Here is a 25,119-nt window from a genome sequence, read left to right on the forward strand (position 1 = left end):
GTCCTTCATAAAGGACGAGGCAAAATCCCGTGGTACCACCTTTTTTCCCGGAACTGATCCGGCTCAGCAAAATCTCCGTCTGTCTCTCACAGATGGAAATCTCTCCGCACGGTAACGTGTGCGATCCCGTCACAGCCTACTTTCTTTTCGGTGTGAAGCTCCAAGATGTATTCACAGCAAACTTTTCGTGCACCTCTCATCAACCGGTTACTTTCTGTATGAACCTGATCTGCTGTTACTTCTTCTCTTCATTGCTTTTCATATATTTTGATGCTTATCTATGATAGTAGCGTATTCTTTTTTTATTGTCAACCCTGATTTTTTTAGAAATTCAACTCAGGCTTATACTTCCTGAACAGACTCCCGGAGGGCTTCTGCCGTATCCTGCAGAAATGCTTTTGTCATGCTCTGATCCTGATCAAGATAACAAGCATACAGGATATCCATCATAGCAAGCATTGGAAACTGCGGAGAGATCAGATCACCGTTGTCCAGATTATCAAGGCCGGGTACGAGAATGATCTCATCACAAAATTCCCGAAATTCCGGGTTGTTCCTGGCAGTGACAAGCACACACTTTGCTTTTCTTTCATGTGCTTTTCTCAAAATGTAGCGGACTTCTTTTGTCTCCCCTTTCATGCTCAGCCCGATAACCATGGAACGCTCGTCCTGAAAGACGGCACGCATTCGGATCATATCCCGCTCAATCAAGGAATTGATATTCATTCCAATGCGCATAAAACGGAGTTCCGTCTCCCTTGCCACAATACCGGAACTTCCCACTCCGCACACAAAAATCCGTTCCGCCTTTCTCATCATCCTGCTGATCCTTCGAAGCTTTGTCTCATCCGCCAGATTATATGTTTTGTTCAGCACCTCCTGATAGCAGTCCAGCACACGGGCCATACTCCCCTGAACCGGTTTCTTCCTTCCGTCCTGAAATGTCTCTTCGTATTGATAGATAAATTCCCGATACCCTCTGTACCCGCATTTTTTTGCGAATCGGGACAGTGACGCTTCAGACACAAAAAGCCGCTCTGCCACTGCCTTGGCCGAAAAATCCACTCGCTTTTTATTTTTTATAAAAAAATCGGCTATCGTCTTTTCCATCGTTGTGAGATTCTCATAATTATACTCAATGACGGGGATGATCGATCTCGTATATTTTTCCATTTCTCCGTCTCCTTTTCTCTCTTACCAGATGCAGATACAAACATTCTGCCCTCCTGTAGATCTCAGAATAAGTATCTCATACAGAGAAATATTGTCAATACAGTATACTTGTTTTTCCAATTTTGTGTTATAATAGACGTGCTTGAATTGGTATTCAATTTTATTGCTGAAAATGAAGGAGGTTTTCAACCATGAACGTACCAGAAAGAATTGCGAAATTACGCTCACTGATGGAAGAAAAAGGAATTGACATTTATGTTGTTCCGACAGCAGATTTCCATCAGAGTGAATATGTTGGGGAACATTTCAAAGCAAGAAAATTCATCACAGGATTTTCCGGTTCTGCCGGAACCGCTGTGATTACAAAGACAGAGGCTCATCTTTGGACAGACGGCCGCTACTTTATCCAGGCAGCGAAACAACTTGCAGGATCAACAGTCAATCTGATGAAAATGGGCGAACCTGGCGTTCCGACTATCCTTGAGTACCTTTCCGACAAACTCCCGGAAAACGGTACACTTGGCTTCGACGGCCGCGTCGTATCCATGGGCGAAGGACAGGACTATGGAGCGATCGCATCCGCAAAACACGGAAAGATCATCTATGACTATGATCTCATCGACGAAATCTGGACAGACCGTCCGGAACTTTCCACAGAGCCGGTATTTGCTCTGGATTTAAAATACACTGGAGAGAGCGTTGCATCCAAGCTTGGACGTATCCGTGAATCAATGAAAGAATGCGGCGCAACTGCCCATGTACTTACGACACTGGACGATATCTGCTGGACATTGAACATCCGCGGAAATGATATCGAATTCTTCCCGCTTGTTCTTTCCTACGCTGTCATCACAATGGACAAAATGGATCTTTATATCAATGAAGCAAAACTGAGCGATGAAATCAAAGCAGATCTCGCGAAAGATGGAGTGGTTCTTCATCCGTACAACGATATCTATGAAGATATCAAGAAAATCAGCACAGATGAAGTCCTGCTCATCGACCCGGCAAGGCTGAATTATGCTCTCTACAACAACATCCCGGAAGGCGTTGCAAAAGTAGAAGAACGCAACCCGGAAATCCTTTTCAAAGCCATCAAAAATGAAGTAGAAATCGAAAACATCAAAAAGGCGCAGATCAAGGACAGTATCGCCCACATCAAATTTATGAAATGGCTGAAGGAAAATGTCGGCAAGATCACGATTACAGAAATAAGTGCTTCCGAAAAACTTGACGAATTCCGTGCAGAACAGGGCAACTTTATCCGCCCAAGTTTTGAGCCGATCAGCTCATATGGCGAGCACGGGGCTATCGTCCACTATACATCCTCCCCTGAAACAGATGTGGAGGTAAAGGAGGGCAATTTCCTTCTTACCGATACAGGAGCAGGATTCTATGAAGGATCCACAGATGTGACTCGTACTTACGCATTTGGCGAAATTCCGCAGATCATGAAAGATCATTTTACTCTCGTAGCCATCAGCAACCTTTCTCTTGCAAATGCAAAATTCCTGAAGGGCTGCACTGGAATGACACTGGACATGCTTGCGAGAAAGCCATTCTGGGACAGAAATATGAACTTCAACCATGGAACCGGACATGGTGTCGGATATCTTCTGAACATCCACGAAGGTCCTGCAGGATTCCGCTGGCAGTACCGCGCAGGTGAGATCCAGCCATTTGAAAAAGGAATGATCATCACAGACGAGCCAGGCATCTACATTGAAGGAAGCCACGGCATCCGCCTGGAGAACGAACTTCTGACATGTGAAGGCGAAAAGAATGAATACGGACAGTTTATGTATTTTGAACCGATCACATTCATTCCGATGGATCTGGATGCCATCAATCCGGATCTTATGACAGAAGTTGAAAAGAAGATGCTCAACGATTATCACAAAGCCGTTTACGAAAAAATTTCTCCGTATCTTGACAACGAAGAAAAAGAATGGCTCAGAACATACACAAGAGAAATCTAAAGTATTTTCTGCAAAAGAGCTCCCGGTATCCAATTGGAATCGGGAGCTATTTTTTTCAAACATTTAAACTGCCCTTAACATAATCTCTGCTTTTTCTATGTTATCATCTCTGTAATGAAAAAAAGTGAGGTGTTGGATATGAAAAAAGAAAGAAGAAGCCGAAAACAGATCAAATATGACATCAAACTTCAGTATTATAAGATGGAAACATCTGTCAGCGAAAAAGCAGCAGAAATTTTCAGGCGTAAGCCCTATTCCTCACTTCGTTAAGGCAGAATAATCATATCGGGAGGTTCTTTATGCCTGCAATTTATGCACACTATATATTCGGGGAGAAGATGAAACGAGCATTCTCCCCTGAGATCAGGGCACTCATCCGCAAAAATCCTGATCTGTTTGAGATCGGTCTGCACGGACCGGACATTTTATTTTACTACAGAGCTCTCCAGAAAAACAAAGTCAATCAGACCGGATTTGGCATGCATTCTCAGCCGGCCGGCCGTTTCTTTGCACGTGCCGCCTCTGTGATCCGCAATACAGAAAATGAAAATGACAAAGATGCACGAATTGCGTATATACTGGGCTTTTTATGCCATTTTGCGCTGGATCTTTCCTGCCACAGCTATGTCGAACAGAAAATTCGTGTCAGCCACGTATCCCACTCCCTGATCGAGTCAGAATTTGACCGCTATCTCCTCCTGAGAAACAGGAAAATCCCGCTTCATGCTGAAGTGACCGGACACCTGTTTGTCACACCGGAGTACGCGTCCCAGATTCACTCTTTCTTTCCTGCCCTCTCGGCGGAGGAGATCGAGTCATCCTTACACTCTATGATCTGGTACAATGACCTTTTGACGACGCCAAATCCATTCAAGCGCACTGGAATTGCTCTTGTTCTTCGCATTTCCGGAAAGTATAAAAGCATGCGCGGTTTGATGATGAACAAAAAAGGAGATCCAAGATGCCGGGACAGCAACCTGCGTCTCCACAAACTGATGAACCACGCAATAGACATATGTCTGGATCTTACAGATAATTACGTCCGCTGCCTTTCCGCCCCTTCTTCTCTGGATCCGCTTTTTGACCGTACCTTTGGTCCTCGCCCTGGTTGGAAGGAAATTCCTGTATTATCTTATGAAAAGGAGAAGACTTATGAAATTCCAGACGACTTCGCTTGAAAAGAAATGGATCCTGTATGATGTGGCCAACTCGGCATTTACCCTGCTTGTATCTACCATCATGCCGATCTACTTCAATTATCTGGCAGAACAGGCCTCCGTCTCTGAGGTCAACTATCTGGCCTTCTGGGGATATGCTACTTCTGCGGCCACCATCATCACTGCCGTGCTGGCTCCTATTCTTGGCACTGCTTCGGATTTCAAAGGACGAAAACGGAAATTCTTTATGGCTGCCCTCCTCATCGGTGCGCTGGGATGCGTATTTCTCGGATTTACTGCATCCTGGGTATGTTTCCTTTTCCTGTTTGTCCTTGCAAAATCTGCCTACTCGCTAAGTCTTGTCTTTTACGACTCAATGCTTGTAGATGTGACTACAGAAGATCGGATGGATGCCATCTCGGCAAAAGGATATGCCTGGGGTTATATCGGAAGCTGCATCCCTTTTATCTTGAGCCTCCTTCTCGTCTTGCTGTACGAAAAACTGGGGATTACCATGAATACGGCCATGAGCATCGCCTTTCTATTGATCGCGCTCTGGTGGGTAATGCTGTCCATCCCGCTTTTAAAAAGCTATCAGCAGACCCACAGTGTACAGCGGGAAGCTCATTTTGCGTCCGCTTCCTTCGGGCGGCTTTGGCACCTGTTTAGGGAACTTGGGCAAAACAGGCAAGTTCTCTACTTTCTGATTGCCTTTTTCTTCTACATTGATGGCGTCTACACGATCATCGATATGGCGACCGCTTACGGAACTGCACTTGGACTTGATACTACCGGACTTTTACTTGCTCTTCTCACGACCCAGATCGTCGCTTTTCCGGCGGCTCTTCTTTTCGGGCGGCTGTGCAGCAAATACAAAAATGCATCTTTGATCAAAATCTGCATTTTTGCCTATTTCCTCATCGCCCTTTACGGAATCACACTGAAAGAACAGTACCAGTTCTGGATTCTGGCAGTCTGTGTCGGAATCTTCCAGGGTGCCATCCAGTCCATGTCCCGCTCTTACTTTGCGAGAATCATACCGGCTGAGCGCTCCGGAGAATACTTTGGTATCTACGATATCTGCGGAAAAGGGGCATCATTTGCCGGGACAACACTCGTCTCCCTCATCAGCCAGATCACAGGGCAGATGAACATAGGCGTCGGCTCTTTGGTCGTCCTCTTTCTCATAGGATTTCTATTCTTTCAAAAAACAGAAAGGAAAGGACAATAGCGCCTTTCCTTTTTTGTATTCTGCATTACAGAGCAGTTCCTTTCTTCGGTACAAAAAGTCCCGACATGTCCGTCTTTTCCAGTGTCAGAAGCCTGATTTTCCGGTCAATCCCACCTGCATATCCGGTCAGGCTTCCATTTGTCCCTACCACTCTGTGGCACGGCACGATGATAGAAATTGGATTATGACCGACCGCCCCTCCGACTGCCTGGGCGGACATCCTTGTTTGCCCCTGCTCTTTTGCAATTCTGCGGGCAATTTCCCCATAACTCATCGTCTCCCCGTACGGGATAGTAAGCAGGATTCTCCACACTGCCTTTCTGAATTCGGATCCTTCCAGCAAAAGGGGCGGTGTAAAATCCGGCTCTTTTCCCTGAAAATATATCGAAAGCCACCTTTTCGTCTCCTGAAAGACGGGCGTTTCCTTTTCTTCACGCTCTTTTGGAAGCCCGCTCTCAAAATATTTCTGTCCGTCAAACCAAAGTCCAGTCAGTTCCTCCCTGGTTCCCGCCATCGTAATACCGCCAATCGGCGATTCCCATTTGGACATATATATCATAAACATTCTCCTTCCAAAGTTCCACAGACTTCCCAAAAGTATTTTTTATCGGATCAACCGCTGGATTGCCTTTGCCTTTGGCGTCCCGGCTTTTCCGAGCAGTTCAAAAAGCAGTGCCTCGTATGTCGTGAGAACAGCTCCTTCTATCCTTGCTCTTTCCAGAGCCATCTCCTTGTCCCGGTGTTTCCGGCTGGAAATGCAATCCGTCACAAGTACCGGAATATATCCGTTTTCTTTCAGATCGATAACCGTCTGAAGGACACAGATATGGGATTCTATTCCACACACAACAACATAGGTTTTCCCCTCGATCAGGGGCGACAGTTCCTCATAGGCACTGTAACTTATCTTTTCCTGATAGTCCTCTGTCCCTGCCGCATCTGTAATCTCCTTTACCGTCATCCCAAGTCCTCTTGTGTACTGCTGTGTGAGGATGATCGGGATTTCCAGTGTGCGAAGCCCTTTGAGCAAAATTTCAGAGTGCTCCAGCAGTTCTTCTTTTCCCTCCATGACCGGCATGAGCCGTTCCTGGTAATCGACAGCCACTGCTATCGTCTTATTTGCGTCTATCTTCATCCAATCTTTCCTCCGTCTGTTCTAATGTCTTGTATCCATACTGCGCGATCATGTTGTTTAGGATCATCTCTGTATAATTTTTCCCTTCCCGCTCAAATCGGCAGATCATGGCATAGTAAAGAGCCAGCGTTTTATCTGAATAAGTGGAAATCTCGCCGCGAAGATAAGTCTCCTGTGATGTCTCCCATTCGGTGTCTTCGGATGTGCGGATCTTCCGTCCGGTAGCCCCAAGTTTTGGGTACTTTGCTGCAAATTCTTCCGCCCACTCCATCTCTTTTGATATGATATCTTCCTGGATCCGGATTCTGGCTTCCTCCCGTTTCGGGAGCACATCTGCAAACCTTGCATACTGCTCTGGTGCTGTGCTTTCCATCATACGGGCATACTTCTCTGTGATCAGATTCCATCCTTTCTCCCGCGCCTCGTTTAAATCGTCGAGATAACTTACGATGACCTCCTCATCCCAGGCAAGAAACTGACTTTTCCTCATGATCACAAACGTCTCCTGGTCGTCCTGGCAGGCGGCCCGCCCGCCTTCATTCGAGACTTCCTGAAACTGGAGCCATTCCATCTTGATCGTCTCCTCGATCACTCGCTCTTTTCTTTCCATTGTTCCTCCTCTTTTTCCATCCTCCGGATATCCGCTGTACGGCGTACTTCCGCTTTCTGAATTTCCAGGAATGGATCATCAGATTTTGTGAGTCCGCTTTCTTTCAACTCCTGCACTATGAGCTGACAGATCGCTTCCATCTGTTCTTCCGCTTTTTCTTCGACACCTTGTCCGGCCATCTGCCCATTCATCAGTTCCTCGATCTGTTTCCGGATCTTTTGGCCTTTTTTTAAAGAGCGCATCCCTCTCATTCTCCATTTATAAAACGGCATGTACGTTCCATTCAAAAGATACACTGCTTCGCAGGCAGCTTTCAGAAACTCTGCCATGGCAAAATACATTGACCCTATATCTTCTCTCTTTTTGGCTCGTCCAAAATTGTACTGTCCAGCCTGTGCCATTTTCCCGAGAGACACTGCCAGCTTTTCAAGACGTACTGTATCTGGACGATCCAGGAAACGCGCTCTTCGCTTTGTAAATTTGCCAAGAGGATCCGAAAATATTTCCCCGCTTGTAGCTGTGCGAAGCGCTTCTTCCGAAATGGAATACCATTCCTTCTCCGTCTTTGGCGCTTTCGCGTACCCAGTCAGATACTGGAAAAAACTTCCGATCTCGAACACTCCGGTACGCTCTTTTCCCTGTTCTGTCCGATGCTTCGCCGGAAATCCCATGAATTCTCCGGGAAGTTTTTCATACTCTTCCTGAAGTCTCTTCCCTATTTTCCGATAATCCTTTTTCGTGAGCCAGATGCAGAATCCCGGTCCATAGTCATGATCCGCGGAGACCGCGTCGTCAAATCCAAGACACTCAGACCCTTCCCCTACAAGACCGACGGCAATCCGCCCTGCATAATCAGGAAATTTTTCTTCGATCATCTTTTTCCCGTATGCCTCGTAGTATGCCTTTGCCATCTCAAGTCCTGTCATCTCGCTGGCCGCTGCCGCCTTCTCCCTTTTCAGAAGATCTCTTACCGTCTCCAGATTCCGTTTTGTGATCTGATAGTAATCATTTTCGCCGTAGTACGCTTCGATCTCACGAAGCGCCTTCTCATAACATCTTGCAGATTCTTCCAGCTCTCCCTCGTGATAATACGCTTCCGCAAGCCCTGAGAGAGCGGACGCATAGTGGGAATCTTTTCCGTCCGGCATTCTCTCAAAGATGGACACCGCCTTTTTCATGTGTTCGGCTCCTTCGGAAAACCGATTCATCTGAAAACAAAGATTGCCGAGATTCGTGTGGGTAATGGCCGTCTCGATATCTGCATCCGGAAGCTTTGCAATCGTATCCATGGCAAGCTCCAATTCTTTTTTTGCATCTTCCAATCTTCCCGTCTCGCTGTAGAGCAGACTCAGATTATTGTGAAGGGATGCCATCCGGTAATCCGGTCCGGTCATGTGCTTTCGGAAAATCCGATACGTCTCCTCGTAAAGCTTCTCAGCCTTTTCAAATTCCCCTGCAGCCCGGTACCCGGTTGCCGCATTCAGAAGCATCGTTCCGTAGTCCGCCGTGCCGGAAAGGCCCATAGCATCAGCAAGAGACAGCGCCTGCTGGCTGCACAGAATACATTCCTCATACCTGCTGGCTGCCCTGTAATATCCCATCAATTCATTTAATATCGCAAGGATGGCTCCATCGTCTTTTTCGGCCGCTGCATTTTTAAGCCCTTGCTTCAGATAGCTCTCCGCTTCTTTTGCGCGCCCAGAAGCGTAGAGGAAATCCAGTCCCTGCAGAAATTCCTGTAAATCAAACATTGCTTTATCCTTCCATATCAAGTTCTACCGGACAGTGATCACTCCCCATAATGTCCGTCAATATCTTCGCATCCTGAAGCCGGTCTTTCAGACACTCTGATACCAGGAAATAGTCGATACGCCACCCTGCATTTTTCTTTCTGGCACTGAACCGGTACGACCACCAGGAATAGATCCCTTCCTGATCCGGATAGAAATGCCGAAAGGTATCGATAAATCCAGCTGCCTTCAGTGTCCGGAACTTGTCCCGTTCTTCATCTGTAAATCCTGCATTCTTTCTGTTCGTCTTCGGATTTTTTAAGTCGATCTCCTCAGCCGCCACATTCAGATCCCCGCAGAAAACGACCGGTTTTGTCTCTTCCAGTTTTTTCAGATAGGCAAGAAAATCCTTTTCCCACTGCATCCGGTAATCCAGCCTTGCAAGTTCATTCTGAGAGTTTGGTGTATACACAGTGATGAAATAAAAATCTTCAAATTCCAGAGTGATAACACGCCCTTCCTGATCATGCTCCTCGATGCCAATTCCGCGGGACACTTGGATAGGTTCCTTTTTTGTAAAGACCGCTGTCCCGGAATACCCTTTTCTCACAGCAGAATTCCAGTACTGATGATATCCCGGAAGATCAAGCTCCAGCTGCCCTTCCTGCATCTTCGTCTCCTGAATGCAGAAAATATCTGCATCCGTCTCTTTGAAAAAATCCAGGAATCCTTTCTGCACACAAGCCCGGATACCATTTACATTCCATGATATGAATTTCATTGTCCTTCCTCCTCTTTTCTGTTGTCCAGATAATATACTTCTTTTAAAAACAACCCCTGTGCCGGTGCGAGAAAACCTGCTTTCTGCCGGTCTTTTGCCTTCAGAATGCCATCCACATCACTTGCTCTTTTCTTCCCGCTCCCTACTTCCAGGAGTGTCCCGCTTAGGATGCGGACCATATGGTACATAAACCCGTTCCCCCGAAAGGACAGGATAATCTTATCTTTTTCTTCTTCGATTCGGATCTCATCAATCCTTCTCGTACAGCTGATCTCATCTTTGCGGTCTGTAAAACTCGTAAAGTCATGCCTGCCGCACAGGTGTGACGCCGCCGCCCTCATCTCTCCCACATTTAGCTTCTCCGGATAATGGCATGTGTACTTTCTTGTAAAGACATTTTGTTTCTCCCGTGTATCCACATAGTATACATAGCATTTTCCTTTTGCACTTCGCCGCCCGTGGAAGGTATTGGGAACAAGTTCCATATCAAGGATGCGGATGTCTTCCGGCAGGAGAGTATTGAGTTTATTTTGGAATTCCGGGATCTCTACTTTCCCTGAGAGGCGAAGGCTCGCTGTCTGCCCAAATGCATGTACTCCGCCGTCCGTCCGTCCCGATCCCTGGATCTTTACTTCATATCCTGTGACGGAGCAGATCGCTTTCTCTACCACATGCTGGATCGTGTTGGATACTCCCGCCTGACGCTGCCACCCTTGATATCTTGTGCCGTCGTATGCGATCGTCAGTTTATATGTTCTCATAAATCGCGCCTTTCCTTCTGTCGTTATCACGCCTCTATTGTATGGTATTTCCAGTTCATCCGCAAGGGTAAAAAGAATCCTGAATAAAGGGTAGAAGCAAACAGGAGAGCCGTCAGCTCTCCTGTCCTTTTTTATCCAGTATATTTTTCAGTTCATCCATAAAGGTATTTACATCCTTAAATTCCCGATATACAGACGCAAACCTCACATAGGCGACTTCGTCCAGATCTTTCAGCTTGTGCATGACAATCTCCCCGATGACGCTGCTGGAAATCTCTTTTTCTTCCCTGTTGAAGATGTCTGTCTCCACCTGCTCTACTGTCTTTCGGATCTTATCTGCTGATACGGGCCGTTTGTAGCAGGCCTGCAGAATCCCCTTTTCGATCTTTCCCCTGTCGTACTGCTCCCGGTTATTGTCTTTCTTTATCACTATCAGCGGGATCGTCTCCACTTTTTCATAGGTGGTAAACCGTTTCCCACATGCGTCACAAGATCTTCTCCTCCGGATAGATGAACCGTCTTCTGCCGGACGTGAATCAACGACACGGGTATCCGGATGATTGCAGTAAGGGCATTTCATCTTGTGTACCGTCCTTTCCCCATTTTTGGTTTAAGTATACCATCCGTCCAAAGACCGGTCAACTGTTCCCTACACGCATTGATGCAAAAATTTTTCTTCGCAGATATCCACGAGAATAATATCCGGCCCTACCTTGCAGATACATTCGAACGGGATGATAAATTCGCTGTCATGACCGAAAAGTCCTCCGAACCGTCCAGGTCCCGGTACAACAATCGCCTGGACACACCCTTTATTCATATCCACGATCAGATCCACGACGCAGCCAAGCCTCCGACAGTTGCATGTATTGATCACTTCCTTTTCCCTCAGATCGCACAGCCGCATGATCCCATCCTTCATTTTCCTCTCTCCTTGCACCTTGTGCCCTTCGCTTCAAATTAAGAAAGGCACACATACCAGTTTCATACCAGTATATGCGCCTTATATATATCATTACACATTACATGTTCATCACTTTTTCGCTTTCGAATGCCTTTGCGATGGCTACTGTGAGGACTGCGCCAAGAACAAGTGTCACTCCAAGCGTGATGCCGTACTGTGCCATCGTCACTTCATTTACCAGGATTCCCTTCAATGCCAGTGCTGTATTGTAAAATGGAATCATATATTCCATCGTACCTGCATCTTTCGTTGTGAACATCGTCATAAGTCCGATGACAAGAACGACCATATAAGCAGGCGTAATGTATGTACTTGCTTCTTTTGTGTCTTTCGCAAATACAGAAATCAGAACTATGATGGATGAATAAAGGAAAGCGATAGCCACAAGGAGCACCCCGATCATTACAATCTGCTCCACTGTCACTTCAAAGTTCAGCCCACTGTCCCCTCCCAGAATCTTCGGGAAAGAAACGCCCATTACTACGATATAGATAACAGACGAGATGCCGGATAACGTCATAAGGGCAAACACTTTTCCGAGCACAATAGACTTTCTCTTAACCTGGGTCACAAGAAGGCTCGCCATTGTCCCTCTCTCTTTTTCCCCAGCCACCATATCTACGCCAAGTCCCATCGCACCTGCAAAAAGAAGGATGGTAATAAAGTACGGAAGCATCATGCCAAGCGCTTTGCCGCTTGCCTTCTGATCATCCTGAACGACCATATCCGGATTGTCGGTGTTTACCGTAAAGATCTGTATGCCGTTGAGATCCCCGATCCGCTGAGACAGAAGTATCTGCCGGTACGCCTCAAGTCCCTGTGTGGAAATGGTCTCATATGCGCTGGATGAATAGTCTTCCGACGGATTATAATATGTCTTGATCTGCGGTACATCCTGTCCTTCTTGGTATGACGCGATGACCTGATCAAAATTATCCGGGAATTCGATGATCAGATCTGCATCCCCATCTCTGAGTTTCGTTTTTGCATTTTCAAATTCCGCATCTGTCGCAATGTCTTTCACAGAAATATTGAAATCTGCCGCTTCCATAAACTGAGCAAAACTGTCCGGTTGATTGATCATGTATACGATCGACTTATGCTCCTGTATCTTTTCCATCTCGCTCTTCGAAAGACTTCCGACCAGAGCCATGATCCCCACCATCAAAAGTACCGGCAGGAAAAAAACAGAAAAAATCATTTTCTTATCTTTGAAAATCCGCGCAAGCTCTTTTTTATAGATTGTCTTCATAACTATGCTTCCCCCTTTGCCGCTTTGTAGTACTCGAAGAAAGCATCCTCCAGATCTCCTGCTCCGGTGGCTTCAAGAAGTTCCTTTAATGTTCCTTCCGCTGTCTTTTTCCCATCGATAATGATGCCGATCCTGTCGCAAAGTTTCTCTGCCTCTGACATGATATGCGTAGAGACTATGACGAGTTTTCCGTCATCTCTTAACTTTCTGAGATAGTCTGTCACACTTCTGGCTGTGATAATATCCAGTCCGTTCGTCGGTTCGTCAAAGATGATAATCTCCGGGTCATGCACAAGGCTTACTGCGATAGCTGCTTTCTGTTTCATACCGGTGGACAATTCCTTGATCTTCTTGTGGGCAAAATCCCCAATCTGGAAGTAATCAAAAAGTTCCTTTTTTCTCTCCTTGATCTTCTGCCGAGGCAAGCCTCTGAGTTCTCCAAAAAAATCAAACATGTAGTCTACCGAAAACTGCGGATCCAGCTTGATATCACTGGTAAGGAATCCAATACATTTTCGTACTTCCTCCGGTTCTTTTTGAACCTCATGCCCATTTACATATACCTGTCCGGCTGTCGGTTTGATGATCGTTGCGATACAGCGAAGAGTTGTCGTCTTCCCTGCTCCGTTTGGTCCCAGCAGTCCATAAATCTCTCCCTGTCTGGCAGTAAGGGACAGGTCGTCAACTGCTGTTTTTTTCGGGTTTTTCGTATGAGATTCCTGCATCTGTTTCTTGTTAAGCTTGTAGACTTTCGAAAGACCCTGAATGTTGATCTCCACTACCTGATCCATAACTTATCCTCCCTCTTCTAAGATGTCATACTTTTTTGTGTACATGGATATCTTTGCACTATAAAAGCAGATTGTCAAGTTAATCTTACGTTAATTTTACCCCCCCCCCCGGAAAATTTTGTCAAGTTTTTTCTGTTGCTTTTTACAGTGTAAATTTGTGGTTGCGCATCCTATAAAAACTGGCTTTCATACAGATTTTTATAAAATCCACCCTGTGAGAGGAGCTCATCGTGTGTTCCCTGTTCGATGATATTTCCGTCTTTCATGACAAGTATCCTGTCTGCGGTCCGTATCGTTGAAAGACGATGTGCCACAATGAAACTTGTCCTTCCTTCCATAAGTTTTTCAAAAGCTTTCTGTACCTGGATCTCCGTCCTCGTATCAATGGAGGATGTGGCTTCATCCAGAATGAGCACCGGAGGCAGACGGAGCATGACACGGGCGATACAAAGGAGCTGCTTCTGCCCCTGGGAAAGACTTCCACCTTCCTCTGAAATCATTGTGTCGTAGCCTTCCGGCATTCTCATGATAAAACTGTGGGCGTGAGCCTCTTTTGCCGCCACCATGATTTCTTCCATCGTGGCATCTGGCTTGCCGTATGCGATATTTTCCGCGATGGTAGCTGATTTCAGCCACGTCTCCTGCAGGACCATGCCGTAATTTTCTCTCAGACTCTTTCGTGTAAGACGGCGGATATCGATCCCCTCCATCCGGATCTCTCCCTGATTTACATCGTAAAATCTCATCAGGAGATTGATAAGAGTCGTCTTCCCGCATCCTGTCGGCCCTACGATGGCAATCTTCTGCCCGGGCTTTACCTCCAGGTTCAGATCTTTCAAAAGTGGTGTTTCTTTTTTATAAGAAAAACTTACATTGCAAAGGGAAAGATTTCCTTCCACTTCTTTCAGAACAACGGCATCTGCATCGTCCGGCGTTTCCGGCTCTTCTTCCATAAAATCGAACACTCTTTTTGCACAGGCAAAGGCGTTCTGCAGCTCCGTCACAACACCTGATATTTCGTTAAATGGCTTTGTATACTGGTTCGCATACGTAAGGAAGCAGGAGAGCTGCCCTACGCTGATCGCTCCCGTGATGGCGCTGAGAGCCCCTGTGATTCCGACGCCCATGTAGACCAGATTGTTCACAAACCGGGTGCTCGGATTTGTAATAGATGAAAAGAATATTGCCCTGAGGCTGTATCCTTTCAACGTGTCATTGATCTCGTCAAACCGCTTTGAGGCACGTCTCCCATATCCAAATGCCTGCACGACCTTTTGATTTCCCACCATCTCATTGACAAGAGACGTCATCTTTGCCCTTGTCTCAGACTGTTTTTTAAACATCATGTAAGTACGCTTTGCGATAAAGCCAGCCACGAAAAAAGATAGCGGCGTGATAAGGACTACAACAAGAGAAATCTTTACATCAATGGAGAGCATGAACAGCAAGGTGGCCAGGATCGTTACCGCTCCTGTGAAAAACTGGGAAAATCCCATCAGAAGTCCGTCTGAAAACTGTTCCACATCCGTGATGATCCGGCTGATCGTATCCCCGCTTGCATGACTGTCCACATAAGAGAGCGGAAGATTTTCCAGCTTCTTAAAGGCTTTCAGGCGGATATCCTTGACAACCCCGTATGTGATCTGATTGTTGCAAAGATTCATAAGCCACTGGGCAATTCCTGTGACAATGATAACACAAGCTGTTTTTTCCAAAATCAGAAAAATCTCTCCAAAGTCAACATTTCCCTTGCCGACGATACAATCGATAGCCTCCCCCAGAAGAATCGGTGCATACAACGTCAAAATAACGGACAGGGCCGCAAAAAGCAGAGATAAGATGACATAGTGCATGTATGGACGAATATAGCGAAGCACCTTCATAAGCGTTCCTTTTTTTCCTTCTTTATGCATGATACCCTGCCTCCTTTTCTGACAACTGGGAATAACAGATTTCCTCATATACCGGGCAGGTCTTTAAAAGCTCCTGATGTGTCCCGATACCTGCTATCCTGCCGTCTTCCAGAACAATGATCCTGTCTGCCTGCATGACTGATGCTGCTCTTTGGGATACGACAAATACCGTCATATCTTTCAATCCGCGGACTGCCTTTCTAAGTCTCGCATCCGTGGCAAAATCCAGTGCAGAAGCGCTGTCATCCAAAATAAGGATCTCCGGTTTCTTTACGATAGCTCTTGCGATCGTAAGCCTCTGGCGCTGCCCACCGGAAAGATTCTTCCCGCTTTCACTTATCATATGATCCAGCCCTTCCGGCTTTTCTCCTACAACTTCCCGGGCCTGAGCAATCTTAAGAGCTTCCATGATAGCCTCGTCATCTGCATCCTCATTTCCGATTTTCATATTGTCCCGGATGGATCCCTGAAACAGTACTGCTTTTTGCGGTACGATCCCGATCTTCTTCCGGAGTGTTTCCAGACAATATTCCTTTACATCCCGTCCATCCACTTTCACGCATCCTTCGGTCACGTCATAAAACCGCGGGATCAGATTGACAAGTGTGGACTTTCCTGAGCCAGTACCTCCGATGATACCGATCATCTCGCCTTTTTTTACGGAAAACTCAAGATCTTGTGCAGCATAAGCCTTGCTTTTTGGATAGGCAAATGATACATTCTCGAACGCCACTGCCTCATCCGTTCCTGCCCCTTCCGTCTCCTGTCCTTCTGTGATGGATGGGCGAAGCGCAAAGACCTCATTGACACGGTTGGCACAAGCCAGTGCTTTTGTAAAACTTACGATAAGATTGGAAAGCGCTACAAGGGCAAGGAGGATCTGAGTCATGTAGTTGACAAGGGCAATGACTTCCCCTTGCGTGATCCCTCCTGCATATACTTCCTTTCCGCCATACCATACGATTGCGATGGCCGCCGCATTGACAATGATGTACGTGACTGGGTTGAGAAGCGCGGAAATCTTTCCTACCAGCATTTGCGCCGCCAGAAAGAATTCATTTTCCTTCTCAAACTCTTTTTTTTCCTTTTCCTGCATGCCAAATGCACGCACGACCCTGATTCCTTCCAGATTCTCTCTTGTAGACAAAAGGATTCGGTCAAGCCCTTTCTGAACCCTGCGGTACAGCGGGATGGATACGACCATAATACCGTAGATCACAATAGAAAGAAGAGGGACGGCCACAGCAAAAATCAACGCGAGCTTCACACTGATGGTAAATGCCATGATCATGGCTCCCACGACGATAAACGGGGAACGAAGGAAGAGACGCAGTACCAGATTGACTCCCGACTGAACCTGGTTGATGTCACTTGTGATCCGTGTGACAAGAGTGGCACTCCCTGCCTGATCAATCTCAGAGTAGGAAAGTTCCTGTATATGTACGAACATGTCATGACGCAGTTCCGTTCCAAACCCCACAGATGCCTTCGCCGCAAAATACTGGGCTGTCAGTGAACATGCAAGTCCCAGCACGGCAAAAAGAATCAGGATGCTTCCCATCCCAAAGATATATCCGGTATCTTTCTTTGCAATCCCTACATCGATCATACTGGCCATGATGAGCGGCACCAAAAGCTCAAAGCATGCCTCCAGAAGCTTAAAAAGCGGACCGATGATACTTTCTTTTTTATATTTGTTCAGATATTTCAGAAGTTTCCTCATTTTTTCTCTCCCATTTTCTTTTTCATATTCTTTCATTATAATGTCTTCCCATATCTTCTGCAATACCCGTATTTTCCAAAGACTTTTTTTATTTTCTTAAAACTTTTTTATCTTGCTTGTCTTTCATTTGGATTCTTTTTATACTGTATATATCTGTTTCCACCGATGACTGGTATGTTTAACTTGCCGGATCATATCCGGAAACAATGAACGAAACATATACAGGAGGATTTTGCCATGGCAATACATGTAAACACAACGCATTTTACCGAAAAACCGGACTGCACCGGAAGACTTGAGAAAGAAAGAAGAGTCTATGATCTGCTTGATCAGCTTCACATCGCTTACGAAGGTGTGGACCACGATACCGCGGACACGATCGAAGACTGTGCCGCTGTAGAAAACGAGCTCGGCGTCAAGATCTGTAAAAATCTTTTCCTTCGTAACCGCCAGAAGACAACGTTCTTCCTTCTTTTGATGCCAGGGGACAAAAAATTTCTCACAAAAGATCTGTCCGCCCAGCTTGGTATTTCCCGCCTCTCTTTTGCAGAGCCGGAATTCATGGAACAGTATCTGGATATCACTCCTGGTTCTGTAAGTGTGCTCGGTCTGATGAATGACAAAGACTGGGATGTATCGCTTTTGATTGATGAAGATTTACTGAAAGATGAATATATCGGCTGTCATCCGTGTATCAACAGCTCGACTCTGAAGATTCGTATGAATGATATCATGAATAAATTTCTGAAACACACCGGTCACCGTCCAACACTTGTTCGCCTGTAAACCGACATCCAAAAATATGGAGAAATACAAATGATTGCTTTATTTTTAAGCCCCGTATATCTGCTCGTAAACATTTATATCCTGCGATGGCTGATGCGCTGGATGGGTGCGTGCCATCATCACTTTAAAAAGAAATGGGTCCGCACACTCATCATCACAGTATACATGCTCGTATCCTTTTCCCTCGTGATCGCCTTTGTCTGTCCGCCGGGAAAACTTCAGAGAATACTGAAATTTATCAGCAACTACTGGCTGGGCGCTATGATCTATATCGTACTTGTCGTCATCATTGTAGATGTCATCCGCCTGATCCTCAAACGGAGCAGGCGCGTAGACCAGGCGAAGCTTGCCTCGCGCCGCACCTTCGTCCTAAACGGCACATTCTGTATCATCCTGATTTTTTCTGTCTGTCTTTATGGTGCTTTGAATGCCCGCCATATCCGGGTAACCAATTACGATGTCGCCATAGACAAAAAGGCCGGAGATCTCACTTCTCTCAACATCGTCCTTGCAGCCGATCTCCATCTCGGCTACAGTGTAGGGACTGCGCAGATGAAGCAGATGGTACAAAAAATCAATGCACAGAATCCTGATCTTGTTGTCATTGCCGGAGATATCTTTGACAATGAATATGAAGCACTGGACGATCCGGAAGAACTTGTTCGCATCCTGGCGGGCATTCAAAGTACATATGGCACTTATGCATGCTATGGAAATCATGATATCCAGGAGCCAATCCTGGCTGGCTTTACTTTTCACTCCAAAGGGAAGAAAGTCAGTGATCCCCGTATGGACGAACTTCTGGCTGCCGCTAATATCCGTCTCCTGCGTGATGAGACAGTAGAGATCGCAGACGCTTTCTACCTGCACGGAAGACCAGACTATGAACGTCCTGGCCGTGGCATCACAAAACGAATGTCTGCTGCCGAGATTACGAGTTCTCTCGATCCGGAGAAGCCAATCTTCGTTATTGACCACGAACCCCGGGAACTCTCCGAACTGGCGGATGCGGGAGTGGATCTGGATCTGTGCGGTCATACTCACGACGGGCAGCTTTTCCCGGGAAATATCGTAACCAAGTTCTTTTGGGAAAATTCATGCGGATATTTGAAAAAAGGGGATATGCACAATATCGTAACGTCGGGAGTCGGGGTCTACGGACCAAACATGCGCGTCGCCACAAAAAGCGAAATCTGTACGATCAAAGTGCATTTCAATTCTTAACCTGATGCTTCTGGAATCCTTAAAGGCCTTCTTTTTATAAAACGACGCAAAAACAAAAAAGATTGCACGATGGCAATCTTTTTTGTTTTTAGTTTATGATGTGATCTCGATGATTTTTTCTCTCGGATTATGATACAAGTTGACAAGCGCTACCGGGTTCCCCGCCGGGTCATAAATGATGCTGTCCACCATGATGATAGGAGTACCCATCTTCACTTCAAGGAGATTGCTGTACTGAGACGGTATCAGCATTGGGATAAAACGCTGTGTGAGCCTCCCATTTTGGATGTATGGATTCATATCCAAAATGGTGTTGATTTCATTCATCTCATTGTAATCTACACTTTTATATGGCAAAAAGATTTCTTCTATCGTGACGGGCCGTTCGTCATTGAGGGTCAGTCTGACAGCTCGCAGAATGAGCTCGTCTGCCGGGAGATTCAGTCTTTTTGCCGCGTCCGGTATCTCCTTGACATTGAAATAGAGAAGCTTATGGTTTGTCTCCTCCTTCTTCAAAAAACTGTCCGCTGCCGTATTTTTCTTGTGCAGACTTCTTTCTGCCACAAATGTACCTTTATTTTTATTTCGGTATAGGTAACCTTCTTCTACCAGCTCATTAAGCGCCTTTCTCACAGTCATCCTGCTTGCATCAAACTGAACTGCCAGCTCACGCTCTGAAGCAATCGGTGTACTGACCGGCTTTCCTTCGATTTCTTTCATGATGCGTTTTTTTATTTCCAGGTATCTTGGAGCAGCCAATCTCTTCACCTTCTTTCATTTTATGAGTTTATATGAATCCGAATTTTTTCCATAGTGTAACATAATCGAGCAACATATGCTCATTCTTCGGAATATGTCCTACAACGTTTTTCCTTCCGTCGTTTGGCATATCCTTAAGCACAATGTGAAGCTCGCCTTTATATCTTTCATACGTCTCGTTTAAGATGACAATATCCCCGCGCTTCAGATCACGGGTATTTTTCTTCGGAATGTCCGCATCGGCAAATTCGATTCTTGGTTGTGTGCTTCTTGCCATATACTCACTCATATCGCCGCGCACAAAATGCAGCGTATTGTAAAGAATTTTTTCTTCCACAAGAGACAGGTCATATTCTTTTTCCACCTTCATCGTCAGGAGAGACGGATTCAACGATGACAATGAGGAAAGTTCCTCCTCTGAAGCATAACAGTTGGCCACTATGACATCATCCACAAGGCCTGTGGCATACAGATGCCGGGCAGCTGTTCCTACCGGAAGATCCCGGTGCTGTTCCAGCTCCCGTCATTGACTTCCCAAGGGCCAAATGTATTCTTTTCCTGGGAATTGACAAATGCCGCCACACGAAGATCCAGATCTCGTATTGCTTTGCTGCATTTCTCAAAATGGGCGTAACTTAATCCGGTATATCTCTGAGGATAAAAATTATGGCATGTGGTAAGGCGCTCTTTGTCCGGACTGTGGCTCATGATATTTTCCAGATAGCGCCCACCCAGACTCGCATTGATCTCAATCTTCAGCCCTTGCGGATTGTACGTCATAAGAGATTCCTTCAAAGAATCAAACCCTTCGTCCAGCCGGATTCCATCTGCGTGTATCTCACTGAAAAAGGACAGATTGTCGTAAGAAATTCCCAGACGACCAAACACTGCCGGCGCAGTGTCCATAATGACCTCCATTCCGCATTTATGGGCGTGATTGATCAAATCTGAAAATTCGCGCACGATCTCCTGACGGGATTTCTGTACACTTAACAGACAGGTAAAGATCCTGCTGCATCCGTACTTTGCCGCCATGTCCATGTATGCCATGTCTTTTTCCATATCCGAATGTTCCGGATAGATTGATATACCAAAACGTGCCATCTTTCTCCCTCTCATTCTATGTTCTTAGCTCTGTTTTCGATTCTGGCAGATATAGTTCTCCATTGCGTGAAGCATCTGCCTTGTTCTCTTCTTTGCCTTTCTTTTATAAAAGGCTCCGATGATCTTATAATTCAGATCCTGAGACTTTGTATCTCCGTCGTAACCTTCCGAATAGTTTACCCGAATTTCTTCTTCTCCCAGAGATTCGATCTCATATCTTATCCGGTTCGTCCCCGTCACAGACTTAAACTTCGCACTGTACACAAAAGGGCGCTTCCACTCTGTAATCTCCACTTCCACATCCCCTTGTTTTCCAAGCTTGTTCTTCATCTGTTTCTTATACTTATATCCCTGGTGCACTTTCGTCTCTGCCACTTCTTTTCCCGTCGCTCTCTTAATGTCATAAAGCACAGACACCATCAGCTGTGAAAAGAATTCTTCTGCTCCGACATTTAACTTTTTGCCTGCCGGATCACAGCAGATGGACCGAAACCGCTTGCCACAGGAGAACTCAAACTTCCGATCAGCGGATATGTACACATGATCAAGGCATTTGAACGCATGACCATCGAGGCAGCTGTCACAGGAGACCGTGACCTTGCCGTTGCTGCCCTTGATCTGAATCCACTTTGTCCAAGTGATGAACTTGCAAACATCGTAGTGGACGAGCTTCTGGAAGCACACAAGGATTATCTGCCACAGTTTTTTAAATAAAACGGTATTTGTCCCTCTGTTCGGGACATTATAAAACGGAGGCGCCGCAAATTGCGGTGCCTCCGCTGTTTTATATATTTTTATTTGCCGCAGATTTCAGGGGCAACACCCACTTCATGCGGATTTTCATCTACTACCACATGGATATATTCCGGCGGTTCCCACAGAATCGGGCGACCTGCCTCGAGAGATTTTCTCACTTCAATGATCCTCTGATTTTCAGATCCACGGAAAAGGAGATTTACTTTCTTTTGCTCTTCCACAAATCTGCCGTCCACAATAACATCAATGTATTTCAGCATCTCGGCCGTCTCCGCCCACTTTGGAAGCATCTTCCCTGTAATCTCTTTGTCAAAAAGATATCCGGAATAACACCAGATGGAAATATCCGGAAATTTTTCCCTTACTCTTTTCAAAAACGGGGCCAGCACCTTCTGATTGCTGTATTCAAAAGGCTCTCCGCCAAGGAGGGTAAATCCTTTATAATAGCTTTTTTCCAGCTCTTTTAAAATTATATCTTCCGTCTCTTTTGTAAATGGTTTTCCATACTCGAAATCCCACGCTTCTTCGTTGAAGCACCCTTTACAGCGGTGTGTACAGCCGCTCACAAAAAGTGAGACGCGGATCCCCGGCCCATTTGCCACATCCCACTTCTTGATATCTGCGTAATTCATTTTTCAGATCTCCTTATTTTTATAAATGCATGACTCTGCTTTTGATCTCTTTCGTTTTCCCCGGATTCCAGAAATTCTCTCCGAGATATCCACATGTTCTTCTCGTCACATTCATCTTTGACTCATCTTTGTTGTGGCATACCGGGCATTCCCACTCAAAATCATCGTTGATCATAATTTCCCCGTCGTATCCACAATTCTGGCAATAGTCTGATTTTGTGTTGAACTCCGCATACTGAATATTGTCGTAAATAAATTTCACAACTTCTTCTACCGCTTCCAGATTGTTGTTCAGATTCGGAATTTCCACGTAAGAGATACACCCGCCAGAACTGATCTTTTGGAACTGGCTCTCGAACTCAAATTTATCAAATGCATCGATCTTTTCCCGGACATCCACATGGTAAGAATTTGTATAGTACCCTTTGTCCGTCACATTCTCAATGCTGCCGAATTTCTTCTTGTCAATCTCCGCGAACCGATAGCAAAGACTTTCTGCCGGTGTACCGTAGAGGCCAAATCCAAGTCCTGTCGTTTCCTTCCATGTATCAGTCGCTGCACGGAGGCGTTTCATGACTTTCAGTGCAAATTTCTGACCTTCTTCCGATGTCTGGCTCTCTCCAGTCATGATTTTCGTCACTTCGTAGAGACCGATATAGCCAAGGCTGATCGTAGAATATCCATCGTGCAGGTATTTGTCGATCTTCTCGCCTTTTCCAAGTCTTGCAATTGCACCGTACTGCCAGTGAACCGGGCTTACATCGGAAGATGTGCCTTCCAGTGCCTTATGCCTGCACATCAAAGCTTCAAAACACAGAGCGAGACGCTCATCCAGGATCTGCCAGAAACGCTCCATATCTCCCCCTGACACGATTCCGATCTGCGGAAGGTTGAGACTTACGACACCTTGATTAAAGCGGCCTTCCCACTTGTAATTTCCTTCCTCGTCTTTCCATGGAGATAAGAAAGAACGGCATCCCATCGGAGAGAAGACATTCCCTTCGTAGTTTTCTTTCATTTTCTTTGCGGAAATATAGTCCGGATACATTCTCTTGGCCGAACATTTTACCGCGATCTTTGTGAGGTAATCATATTCTCCGCCTGTCATATTATTGTCTTCGTTTAACACATAGACAAGCTTCGGGAAGGCCGGCGTTACGTAAACGCCTGCTTCATTTTTGATCCCCTCGATCCGCTGACGCAGGATCTCCTGAATGATCATGGCGTTTTCTTTTGCATACGGGTGTGTCTTGTCCGGATTCAGGAACAGTGTCACAAACGGAGACTGTCCGTTTGTCGTCATGAGCGTGTTGATCTGATACTGGATCGTCTGGACACCGGAACGGAGTTCATCTTGCACTCTGTCGTCCGCAAGCTGTTCCATCATTTCTTCCGTGAGCATACCTGCATATTTCGCTCTGTATTTTTTCATATATTTCTCCCGGCTCCTTCTCAGATATTTTCCAAGATGCCGGATATCCACAGACTGTCCTCCATACTGACTGCTTGCCACAGATGCAATGATCTGCGTCATAACCGTACATGCCACGTGGAAACTTTTCGGAGACTCGATCAATTTTCCATTCATGACCGTGCCATTGTCCAGCATATCTCCGATATTGACAAGACAGCAGTTGAAAATCGGCTGCAGGAAATAGTCCATGTCATGGAAATGGATGACTCCGTCTTCGTGGGCTTTTACGATCTTCTCCGGAAGCAGCACTCTCTTTGTGAGATCTTTTGATACTTCCCCCGCAATGTAGTCTCTCTGAGTAGATGCAAGCGTCGAATTTTTGTTGGAATTTTCTGTCTTCAGCTCTGAGTTTTCCCCTCTGATCAGACGAAGGATGGAATCGTCTGTCGTATTGGATTTCCTCACAAGCGCCCTTGTATACCGGTAAATAATATATTTCTTGGCAAGATTATATTTGCCTTCCTCCATCAGTTTCTGCTCGATGATGTCCTGGATATCCTCCACAGCCATGCTTTCCAGCTTCCTGTTTTCGATGGAGGCAATGATGTCGTAGATCTTTTCTTCGGAAATCTTATCTGCTTTCTCCACTTCATTGTTGGCTTTGTGGATCGCATACACGATCTTATTTCTGTCATATGCGACTTCCCGTCCGTCTCTTTTTATTACCTTCATGCTGTCCTCTCCATTCGTTTCTATTTTCTTTCTGTTTGTTAATTGCGTTCAAAATGCTGCCCTCAGGCAGCATTCATAATTATAGCAGAGACAAACCTATTTTTCTACTACATCTTGTATTTTTTTTATTTTTCTACTATATGTGGTATTTTCTGTCTATTCCAACGATTCTTCTAATCAATGTATTTTACCGCTGTTCCGTAGGCCATAACCTCTGCAGCACCCTGCATGATCGCGCTGGATGCGTAATGGATATTGATGACGGCGTCTGCTCCCATCCGTTCTGCATCCTCAGCCATACGTCTCGTGGCAACGGCGCGGGCTTCATTCATCATCTCTGTATAAGAAGTAAGCTCTCCTCCTACAAGCGTTTTAAAACTGTTCATGATATCTTTCCCCATATGAGCAGACTGTACCATGGTCCCTCTTACAAGACCGATCATCTCAAATTTCTTTCCCGGAATGTAGTCCGTGTTGACTAAAAACATAACTTTTGCCTCCTTTTTCATTTG

Annotated in this window: 27 protein-coding genes, 1 pseudogene and 1 other annotated feature; of the genes and pseudogenes, 7 read left to right on the plus strand and 21 right to left on the minus strand. The window is 45.8% G+C overall.

Annotated features, from left to right (window positions below; all coding sequences use genetic code 11):
* Positions 1 to 7: 7 nt before the first annotated feature.
* Positions 8 to 261: a binding site (T-box leader), on the minus strand.
* A gap of 81 nt (positions 262 to 342) precedes the next feature.
* The gene (locus FLB61_RS08625; protein WP_087201995.1) at positions 343 to 1,173 is read right to left on the minus strand and encodes a MurR/RpiR family transcriptional regulator; all 831 of its coding nucleotides are present in this window, start codon (positions 1,171 to 1,173) and stop codon (positions 343 to 345) included.
* A gap of 191 nt (positions 1,174 to 1,364) precedes the next feature.
* On the opposite strand from FLB61_RS08625, the gene FLB61_RS08630 reads away from it, so the two are divergent.
* The 4 genes from FLB61_RS08630 (at position 1,365) to FLB61_RS08640 (ending at position 5,540) form a co-directional block, all read left to right on the plus strand.
* Complete coding sequence (locus tag FLB61_RS08630; protein WP_087210315.1) at positions 1,365 to 3,152, plus strand: aminopeptidase P family N-terminal domain-containing protein; 1,788 nt, start codon at positions 1,365 to 1,367, stop codon at positions 3,150 to 3,152.
* A 138-nt stretch (positions 3,153 to 3,290) separates the two neighbouring features.
* Positions 3,291 to 3,422 (plus strand): hypothetical protein, encoded by a 132-nt coding sequence (locus FLB61_RS13145; protein WP_275952208.1) that lies wholly within the window; start codon positions 3,291 to 3,293, stop codon positions 3,420 to 3,422.
* 29 nt (positions 3,423 to 3,451) lie between these two features.
* Positions 3,452 to 4,330: a zinc dependent phospholipase C family protein gene (locus FLB61_RS08635; RefSeq protein WP_087210312.1), complete on the plus strand. Its 879-nt coding sequence runs from the start codon at positions 3,452 to 3,454 to the stop codon at positions 4,328 to 4,330.
* Positions 4,305 to 5,540 carry an MFS transporter gene (locus FLB61_RS08640; protein ID WP_221919904.1) on the plus strand — a complete coding sequence of 412 codons (1,236 nt, stop codon included), beginning with the start codon at positions 4,305 to 4,307 and terminating at the stop codon, positions 5,538 to 5,540. The genes FLB61_RS08635 and FLB61_RS08640 overlap by 26 nt, the downstream gene beginning before the upstream one ends.
* Positions 5,541 to 5,565: 25 nt before the next feature.
* Here the strand turns inward: FLB61_RS08640 and FLB61_RS08645 are convergent, their stop codons facing one another.
* From FLB61_RS08645 to FLB61_RS08700, 12 genes are all read right to left on the minus strand, one after another.
* Positions 5,566 to 6,099 carry a methylated-DNA--[protein]-cysteine S-methyltransferase gene (locus FLB61_RS08645; protein WP_087210307.1) on the minus strand — a complete coding sequence of 178 codons (534 nt, stop codon included), beginning with the start codon at positions 6,097 to 6,099 and terminating at the stop codon, positions 5,566 to 5,568.
* A gap of 45 nt (positions 6,100 to 6,144) precedes the next feature.
* Complete coding sequence (locus FLB61_RS08650; RefSeq protein WP_087202005.1) at positions 6,145 to 6,675, minus strand: isochorismatase family protein; 531 nt, start codon at positions 6,673 to 6,675, stop codon at positions 6,145 to 6,147.
* Positions 6,656 to 7,285: a DUF4125 family protein gene (locus FLB61_RS08655; RefSeq protein ID WP_221919905.1), complete on the minus strand. Its 630-nt coding sequence runs from the start codon at positions 7,283 to 7,285 to the stop codon at positions 6,656 to 6,658. The genes FLB61_RS08650 and FLB61_RS08655 overlap by 20 nt, the downstream gene beginning before the upstream one ends.
* Positions 7,264 to 9,036 carry a DUF4037 domain-containing protein gene (locus FLB61_RS08660; protein WP_221919906.1) on the minus strand — a complete coding sequence of 591 codons (1,773 nt, stop codon included), beginning with the start codon at positions 9,034 to 9,036 and terminating at the stop codon, positions 7,264 to 7,266. The genes FLB61_RS08655 and FLB61_RS08660 overlap by 22 nt, the downstream gene beginning before the upstream one ends.
* 4 nt (positions 9,037 to 9,040) lie before the next feature.
* The gene (locus tag FLB61_RS08665) at positions 9,041 to 9,796 is read right to left on the minus strand and encodes an exodeoxyribonuclease III (protein WP_087202011.1); all 756 of its coding nucleotides are present in this window, start codon (positions 9,794 to 9,796) and stop codon (positions 9,041 to 9,043) included.
* On the minus strand, positions 9,793 to 10,557 hold the full coding sequence (truA, locus tag FLB61_RS08670) for a tRNA pseudouridine(38-40) synthase TruA (RefSeq protein ID WP_221919907.1): 765 nt from the start codon (positions 10,555 to 10,557) through the stop codon (positions 9,793 to 9,795). Before truA ends, FLB61_RS08665 begins: the two co-directional genes overlap by 4 nt.
* Before the next feature lie 112 nt (positions 10,558 to 10,669).
* On the minus strand, positions 10,670 to 11,137 hold the full coding sequence (gene nrdR / locus FLB61_RS08675; protein ID WP_087202015.1) for a transcriptional regulator NrdR: 468 nt from the start codon (positions 11,135 to 11,137) through the stop codon (positions 10,670 to 10,672).
* 69 nt (positions 11,138 to 11,206) lie between these two features.
* The gene (locus FLB61_RS08680; protein WP_087202088.1) at positions 11,207 to 11,464 is read right to left on the minus strand and encodes a YlmC/YmxH family sporulation protein; all 258 of its coding nucleotides are present in this window, start codon (positions 11,462 to 11,464) and stop codon (positions 11,207 to 11,209) included.
* A 115-nt stretch (positions 11,465 to 11,579) separates the two neighbouring features.
* Positions 11,580 to 12,773 carry an ABC transporter permease gene (locus FLB61_RS08685; RefSeq protein WP_087210295.1) on the minus strand — a complete coding sequence of 398 codons (1,194 nt, stop codon included), beginning with the start codon at positions 12,771 to 12,773 and terminating at the stop codon, positions 11,580 to 11,582.
* Between the two features lie 2 nt (positions 12,774 to 12,775).
* Positions 12,776 to 13,564 carry an ABC transporter ATP-binding protein gene (locus FLB61_RS08690; RefSeq protein WP_087202019.1) on the minus strand — a complete coding sequence of 263 codons (789 nt, stop codon included), beginning with the start codon at positions 13,562 to 13,564 and terminating at the stop codon, positions 12,776 to 12,778.
* Between the two features lie 170 nt (positions 13,565 to 13,734).
* Complete coding sequence (locus FLB61_RS08695; protein ID WP_087210292.1) at positions 13,735 to 15,477, minus strand: ABC transporter ATP-binding protein; 1,743 nt, start codon at positions 15,475 to 15,477, stop codon at positions 13,735 to 13,737.
* Complete coding sequence (locus FLB61_RS08700) at positions 15,470 to 17,200, minus strand: ABC transporter ATP-binding protein (protein ID WP_087202090.1); 1,731 nt, start codon at positions 17,198 to 17,200, stop codon at positions 15,470 to 15,472. The genes FLB61_RS08695 and FLB61_RS08700 overlap by 8 nt, the downstream gene beginning before the upstream one ends.
* 237 nt (positions 17,201 to 17,437) lie before the next feature.
* Here FLB61_RS08700 and FLB61_RS08705 point away from each other — a divergent pair, with 237 nt between their 5' ends.
* Positions 17,438 to 17,986, plus strand: a complete 549-nt coding sequence (locus FLB61_RS08705) for a prolyl-tRNA synthetase associated domain-containing protein (protein ID WP_221919908.1) — start codon at positions 17,438 to 17,440, stop codon at positions 17,984 to 17,986.
* 30 nt (positions 17,987 to 18,016) lie between these two features.
* Positions 18,017 to 19,210, plus strand: a complete 1,194-nt coding sequence (locus FLB61_RS08710; protein ID WP_087202025.1) for a metallophosphoesterase — start codon at positions 18,017 to 18,019, stop codon at positions 19,208 to 19,210.
* Positions 19,211 to 19,303: 93 nt separating this feature from the next.
* Here the strand turns inward: FLB61_RS08710 and FLB61_RS08715 are convergent, their stop codons facing one another.
* From FLB61_RS08715 to FLB61_RS08725, 5 genes and pseudogenes are all read right to left on the minus strand, one after another.
* On the minus strand, positions 19,304 to 19,969 hold the full coding sequence (locus FLB61_RS08715) for a GntR family transcriptional regulator (RefSeq protein WP_221919909.1): 666 nt from the start codon (positions 19,967 to 19,969) through the stop codon (positions 19,304 to 19,306).
* Positions 19,970 to 19,997: 28 nt separating this feature from the next.
* Complete coding sequence (locus FLB61_RS13270) at positions 19,998 to 20,369, minus strand: DUF871 domain-containing protein (RefSeq protein WP_330625553.1); 372 nt, start codon at positions 20,367 to 20,369, stop codon at positions 19,998 to 20,000.
* Between the two features lie 51 nt (positions 20,370 to 20,420).
* Positions 20,421 to 20,486, minus strand: a pseudogene (locus FLB61_RS13450) (hypothetical protein); the annotation flags it as partial.
* Positions 20,459 to 21,073 carry a MupG family TIM beta-alpha barrel fold protein gene (locus FLB61_RS13275; protein ID WP_330625556.1) on the minus strand — a complete coding sequence of 205 codons (615 nt, stop codon included), beginning with the start codon at positions 21,071 to 21,073 and terminating at the stop codon, positions 20,459 to 20,461. The pseudogene FLB61_RS13450 and the gene FLB61_RS13275, both read right to left, overlap by 28 nt.
* 24 nt (positions 21,074 to 21,097) lie before the next feature.
* A complete protein-coding gene (locus FLB61_RS08725; protein WP_221919910.1) occupies positions 21,098 to 21,613 on the minus strand; it encodes a DUF3284 domain-containing protein in 516 nt (171 codons plus the stop codon).
* On the opposite strand from FLB61_RS08725, the gene FLB61_RS08730 reads away from it, so the two are divergent.
* Entirely contained in the window at positions 21,596 to 21,787 is a 192-nt protein-coding gene (locus tag FLB61_RS08730; RefSeq protein ID WP_288722943.1) for a family 4 glycosyl hydrolase, read from the plus strand. The two genes, FLB61_RS08725 and FLB61_RS08730, sit on opposite strands and share 18 nt — an antisense overlap.
* 80 nt (positions 21,788 to 21,867) lie before the next feature.
* On the opposite strand, the gene nrdG is transcribed toward FLB61_RS08730, so the two are convergent.
* The 3 genes from nrdG to FLB61_RS08745 form a co-directional block, all read right to left on the minus strand.
* On the minus strand, positions 21,868 to 22,461 hold the full coding sequence (gene nrdG / locus FLB61_RS08735) for an anaerobic ribonucleoside-triphosphate reductase activating protein (RefSeq protein WP_087202027.1): 594 nt from the start codon (positions 22,459 to 22,461) through the stop codon (positions 21,868 to 21,870).
* Positions 22,462 to 22,480: 19 nt separating this feature from the next.
* Positions 22,481 to 24,607 (minus strand): anaerobic ribonucleoside-triphosphate reductase, encoded by a 2,127-nt coding sequence (gene nrdD, locus FLB61_RS08740; protein ID WP_087202029.1) that lies wholly within the window; start codon positions 24,605 to 24,607, stop codon positions 22,481 to 22,483.
* 173 nt (positions 24,608 to 24,780) lie between these two features.
* Positions 24,781 to 25,095 (minus strand): YbjQ family protein, encoded by a 315-nt coding sequence (locus FLB61_RS08745; protein ID WP_221919911.1) that lies wholly within the window; start codon positions 25,093 to 25,095, stop codon positions 24,781 to 24,783.
* Positions 25,096 to 25,119: the final 24 nt, after the last annotated feature.

The organism is Sellimonas caecigallum (assembly GCF_019754295.1).
Taxonomy (GTDB): domain Bacteria; phylum Bacillota; class Clostridia; order Lachnospirales; family Lachnospiraceae; genus Sellimonas; species Sellimonas caecigallum.

Bases quoted from the DNA above. Each gene is read 5' to 3' on its own strand.
- FLB61_RS08700 (WP_087202090.1), bottom strand. From the start codon at position 17,200: ATGAGGAAACTTCTGAAATATCTGAACAAATATAAAAAAGAAAGTATC.
- nrdG (WP_087202027.1), bottom strand. From the start codon at position 22,461: ATGAATTACGCAGATATCAAGAAGTGGGATGTGGCAAATGGGCCGGGG.
- nrdD (WP_087202029.1), bottom strand. From the start codon at position 24,607: ATGAAGGTAATAAAAAGAGACGGACGGGAAGTCGCATATGACAGAAAT.
- FLB61_RS08645 (WP_087210307.1), bottom strand. From the start codon at position 6,099: ATGATATATATGTCCAAATGGGAATCGCCGATTGGCGGTATTACGATG.
- FLB61_RS13145 (WP_275952208.1), top strand. From the start codon at position 3,291: ATGAAAAAAGAAAGAAGAAGCCGAAAACAGATCAAATATGACATCAAA.
- truA (WP_221919907.1), bottom strand. From the start codon at position 10,557: ATGAGAACATATAAACTGACGATCGCATACGACGGCACAAGATATCAA.
- FLB61_RS08655 (WP_221919905.1), bottom strand. From the start codon at position 7,285: ATGGAAAGAAAAGAGCGAGTGATCGAGGAGACGATCAAGATGGAATGG.
- FLB61_RS08710 (WP_087202025.1), top strand. From the start codon at position 18,017: ATGATTGCTTTATTTTTAAGCCCCGTATATCTGCTCGTAAACATTTAT.
- FLB61_RS08685 (WP_087210295.1), bottom strand. From the start codon at position 12,773: ATGAAGACAATCTATAAAAAAGAGCTTGCGCGGATTTTCAAAGATAAG.
- FLB61_RS08695 (WP_087210292.1), bottom strand. From the start codon at position 15,477: ATGCATAAAGAAGGAAAAAAAGGAACGCTTATGAAGGTGCTTCGCTAT.
- FLB61_RS08630 (WP_087210315.1), top strand. From the start codon at position 1,365: ATGAACGTACCAGAAAGAATTGCGAAATTACGCTCACTGATGGAAGAA.
- FLB61_RS08690 (WP_087202019.1), bottom strand. From the start codon at position 13,564: ATGGATCAGGTAGTGGAGATCAACATTCAGGGTCTTTCGAAAGTCTAC.
- FLB61_RS08745 (WP_221919911.1), bottom strand. From the start codon at position 25,095: ATGTTTTTAGTCAACACGGACTACATTCCGGGAAAGAAATTTGAGATG.
- FLB61_RS08660 (WP_221919906.1), bottom strand. From the start codon at position 9,036: ATGTTTGATTTACAGGAATTTCTGCAGGGACTGGATTTCCTCTACGCT.
- FLB61_RS08650 (WP_087202005.1), bottom strand. From the start codon at position 6,675: ATGAAGATAGACGCAAATAAGACGATAGCAGTGGCTGTCGATTACCAG.
- FLB61_RS08705 (WP_221919908.1), top strand. From the start codon at position 17,438: ATGGCAATACATGTAAACACAACGCATTTTACCGAAAAACCGGACTGC.
- FLB61_RS08680 (WP_087202088.1), bottom strand. From the start codon at position 11,464: ATGCGGCTGTGCGATCTGAGGGAAAAGGAAGTGATCAATACATGCAAC.
- nrdR (WP_087202015.1), bottom strand. From the start codon at position 11,137: ATGAAATGCCCTTACTGCAATCATCCGGATACCCGTGTCGTTGATTCA.
- FLB61_RS08665 (WP_087202011.1), bottom strand. From the start codon at position 9,796: ATGAAATTCATATCATGGAATGTAAATGGTATCCGGGCTTGTGTGCAG.
- FLB61_RS08625 (WP_087201995.1), bottom strand. From the start codon at position 1,173: ATGGAAAAATATACGAGATCGATCATCCCCGTCATTGAGTATAATTAT.
- FLB61_RS08635 (WP_087210312.1), top strand. From the start codon at position 3,452: ATGCCTGCAATTTATGCACACTATATATTCGGGGAGAAGATGAAACGA.
- FLB61_RS13275 (WP_330625556.1), bottom strand. From the start codon at position 21,073: ATGGCACGTTTTGGTATATCAATCTATCCGGAACATTCGGATATGGAA.
- FLB61_RS08640 (WP_221919904.1), top strand. From the start codon at position 4,305: ATGAAATTCCAGACGACTTCGCTTGAAAAGAAATGGATCCTGTATGAT.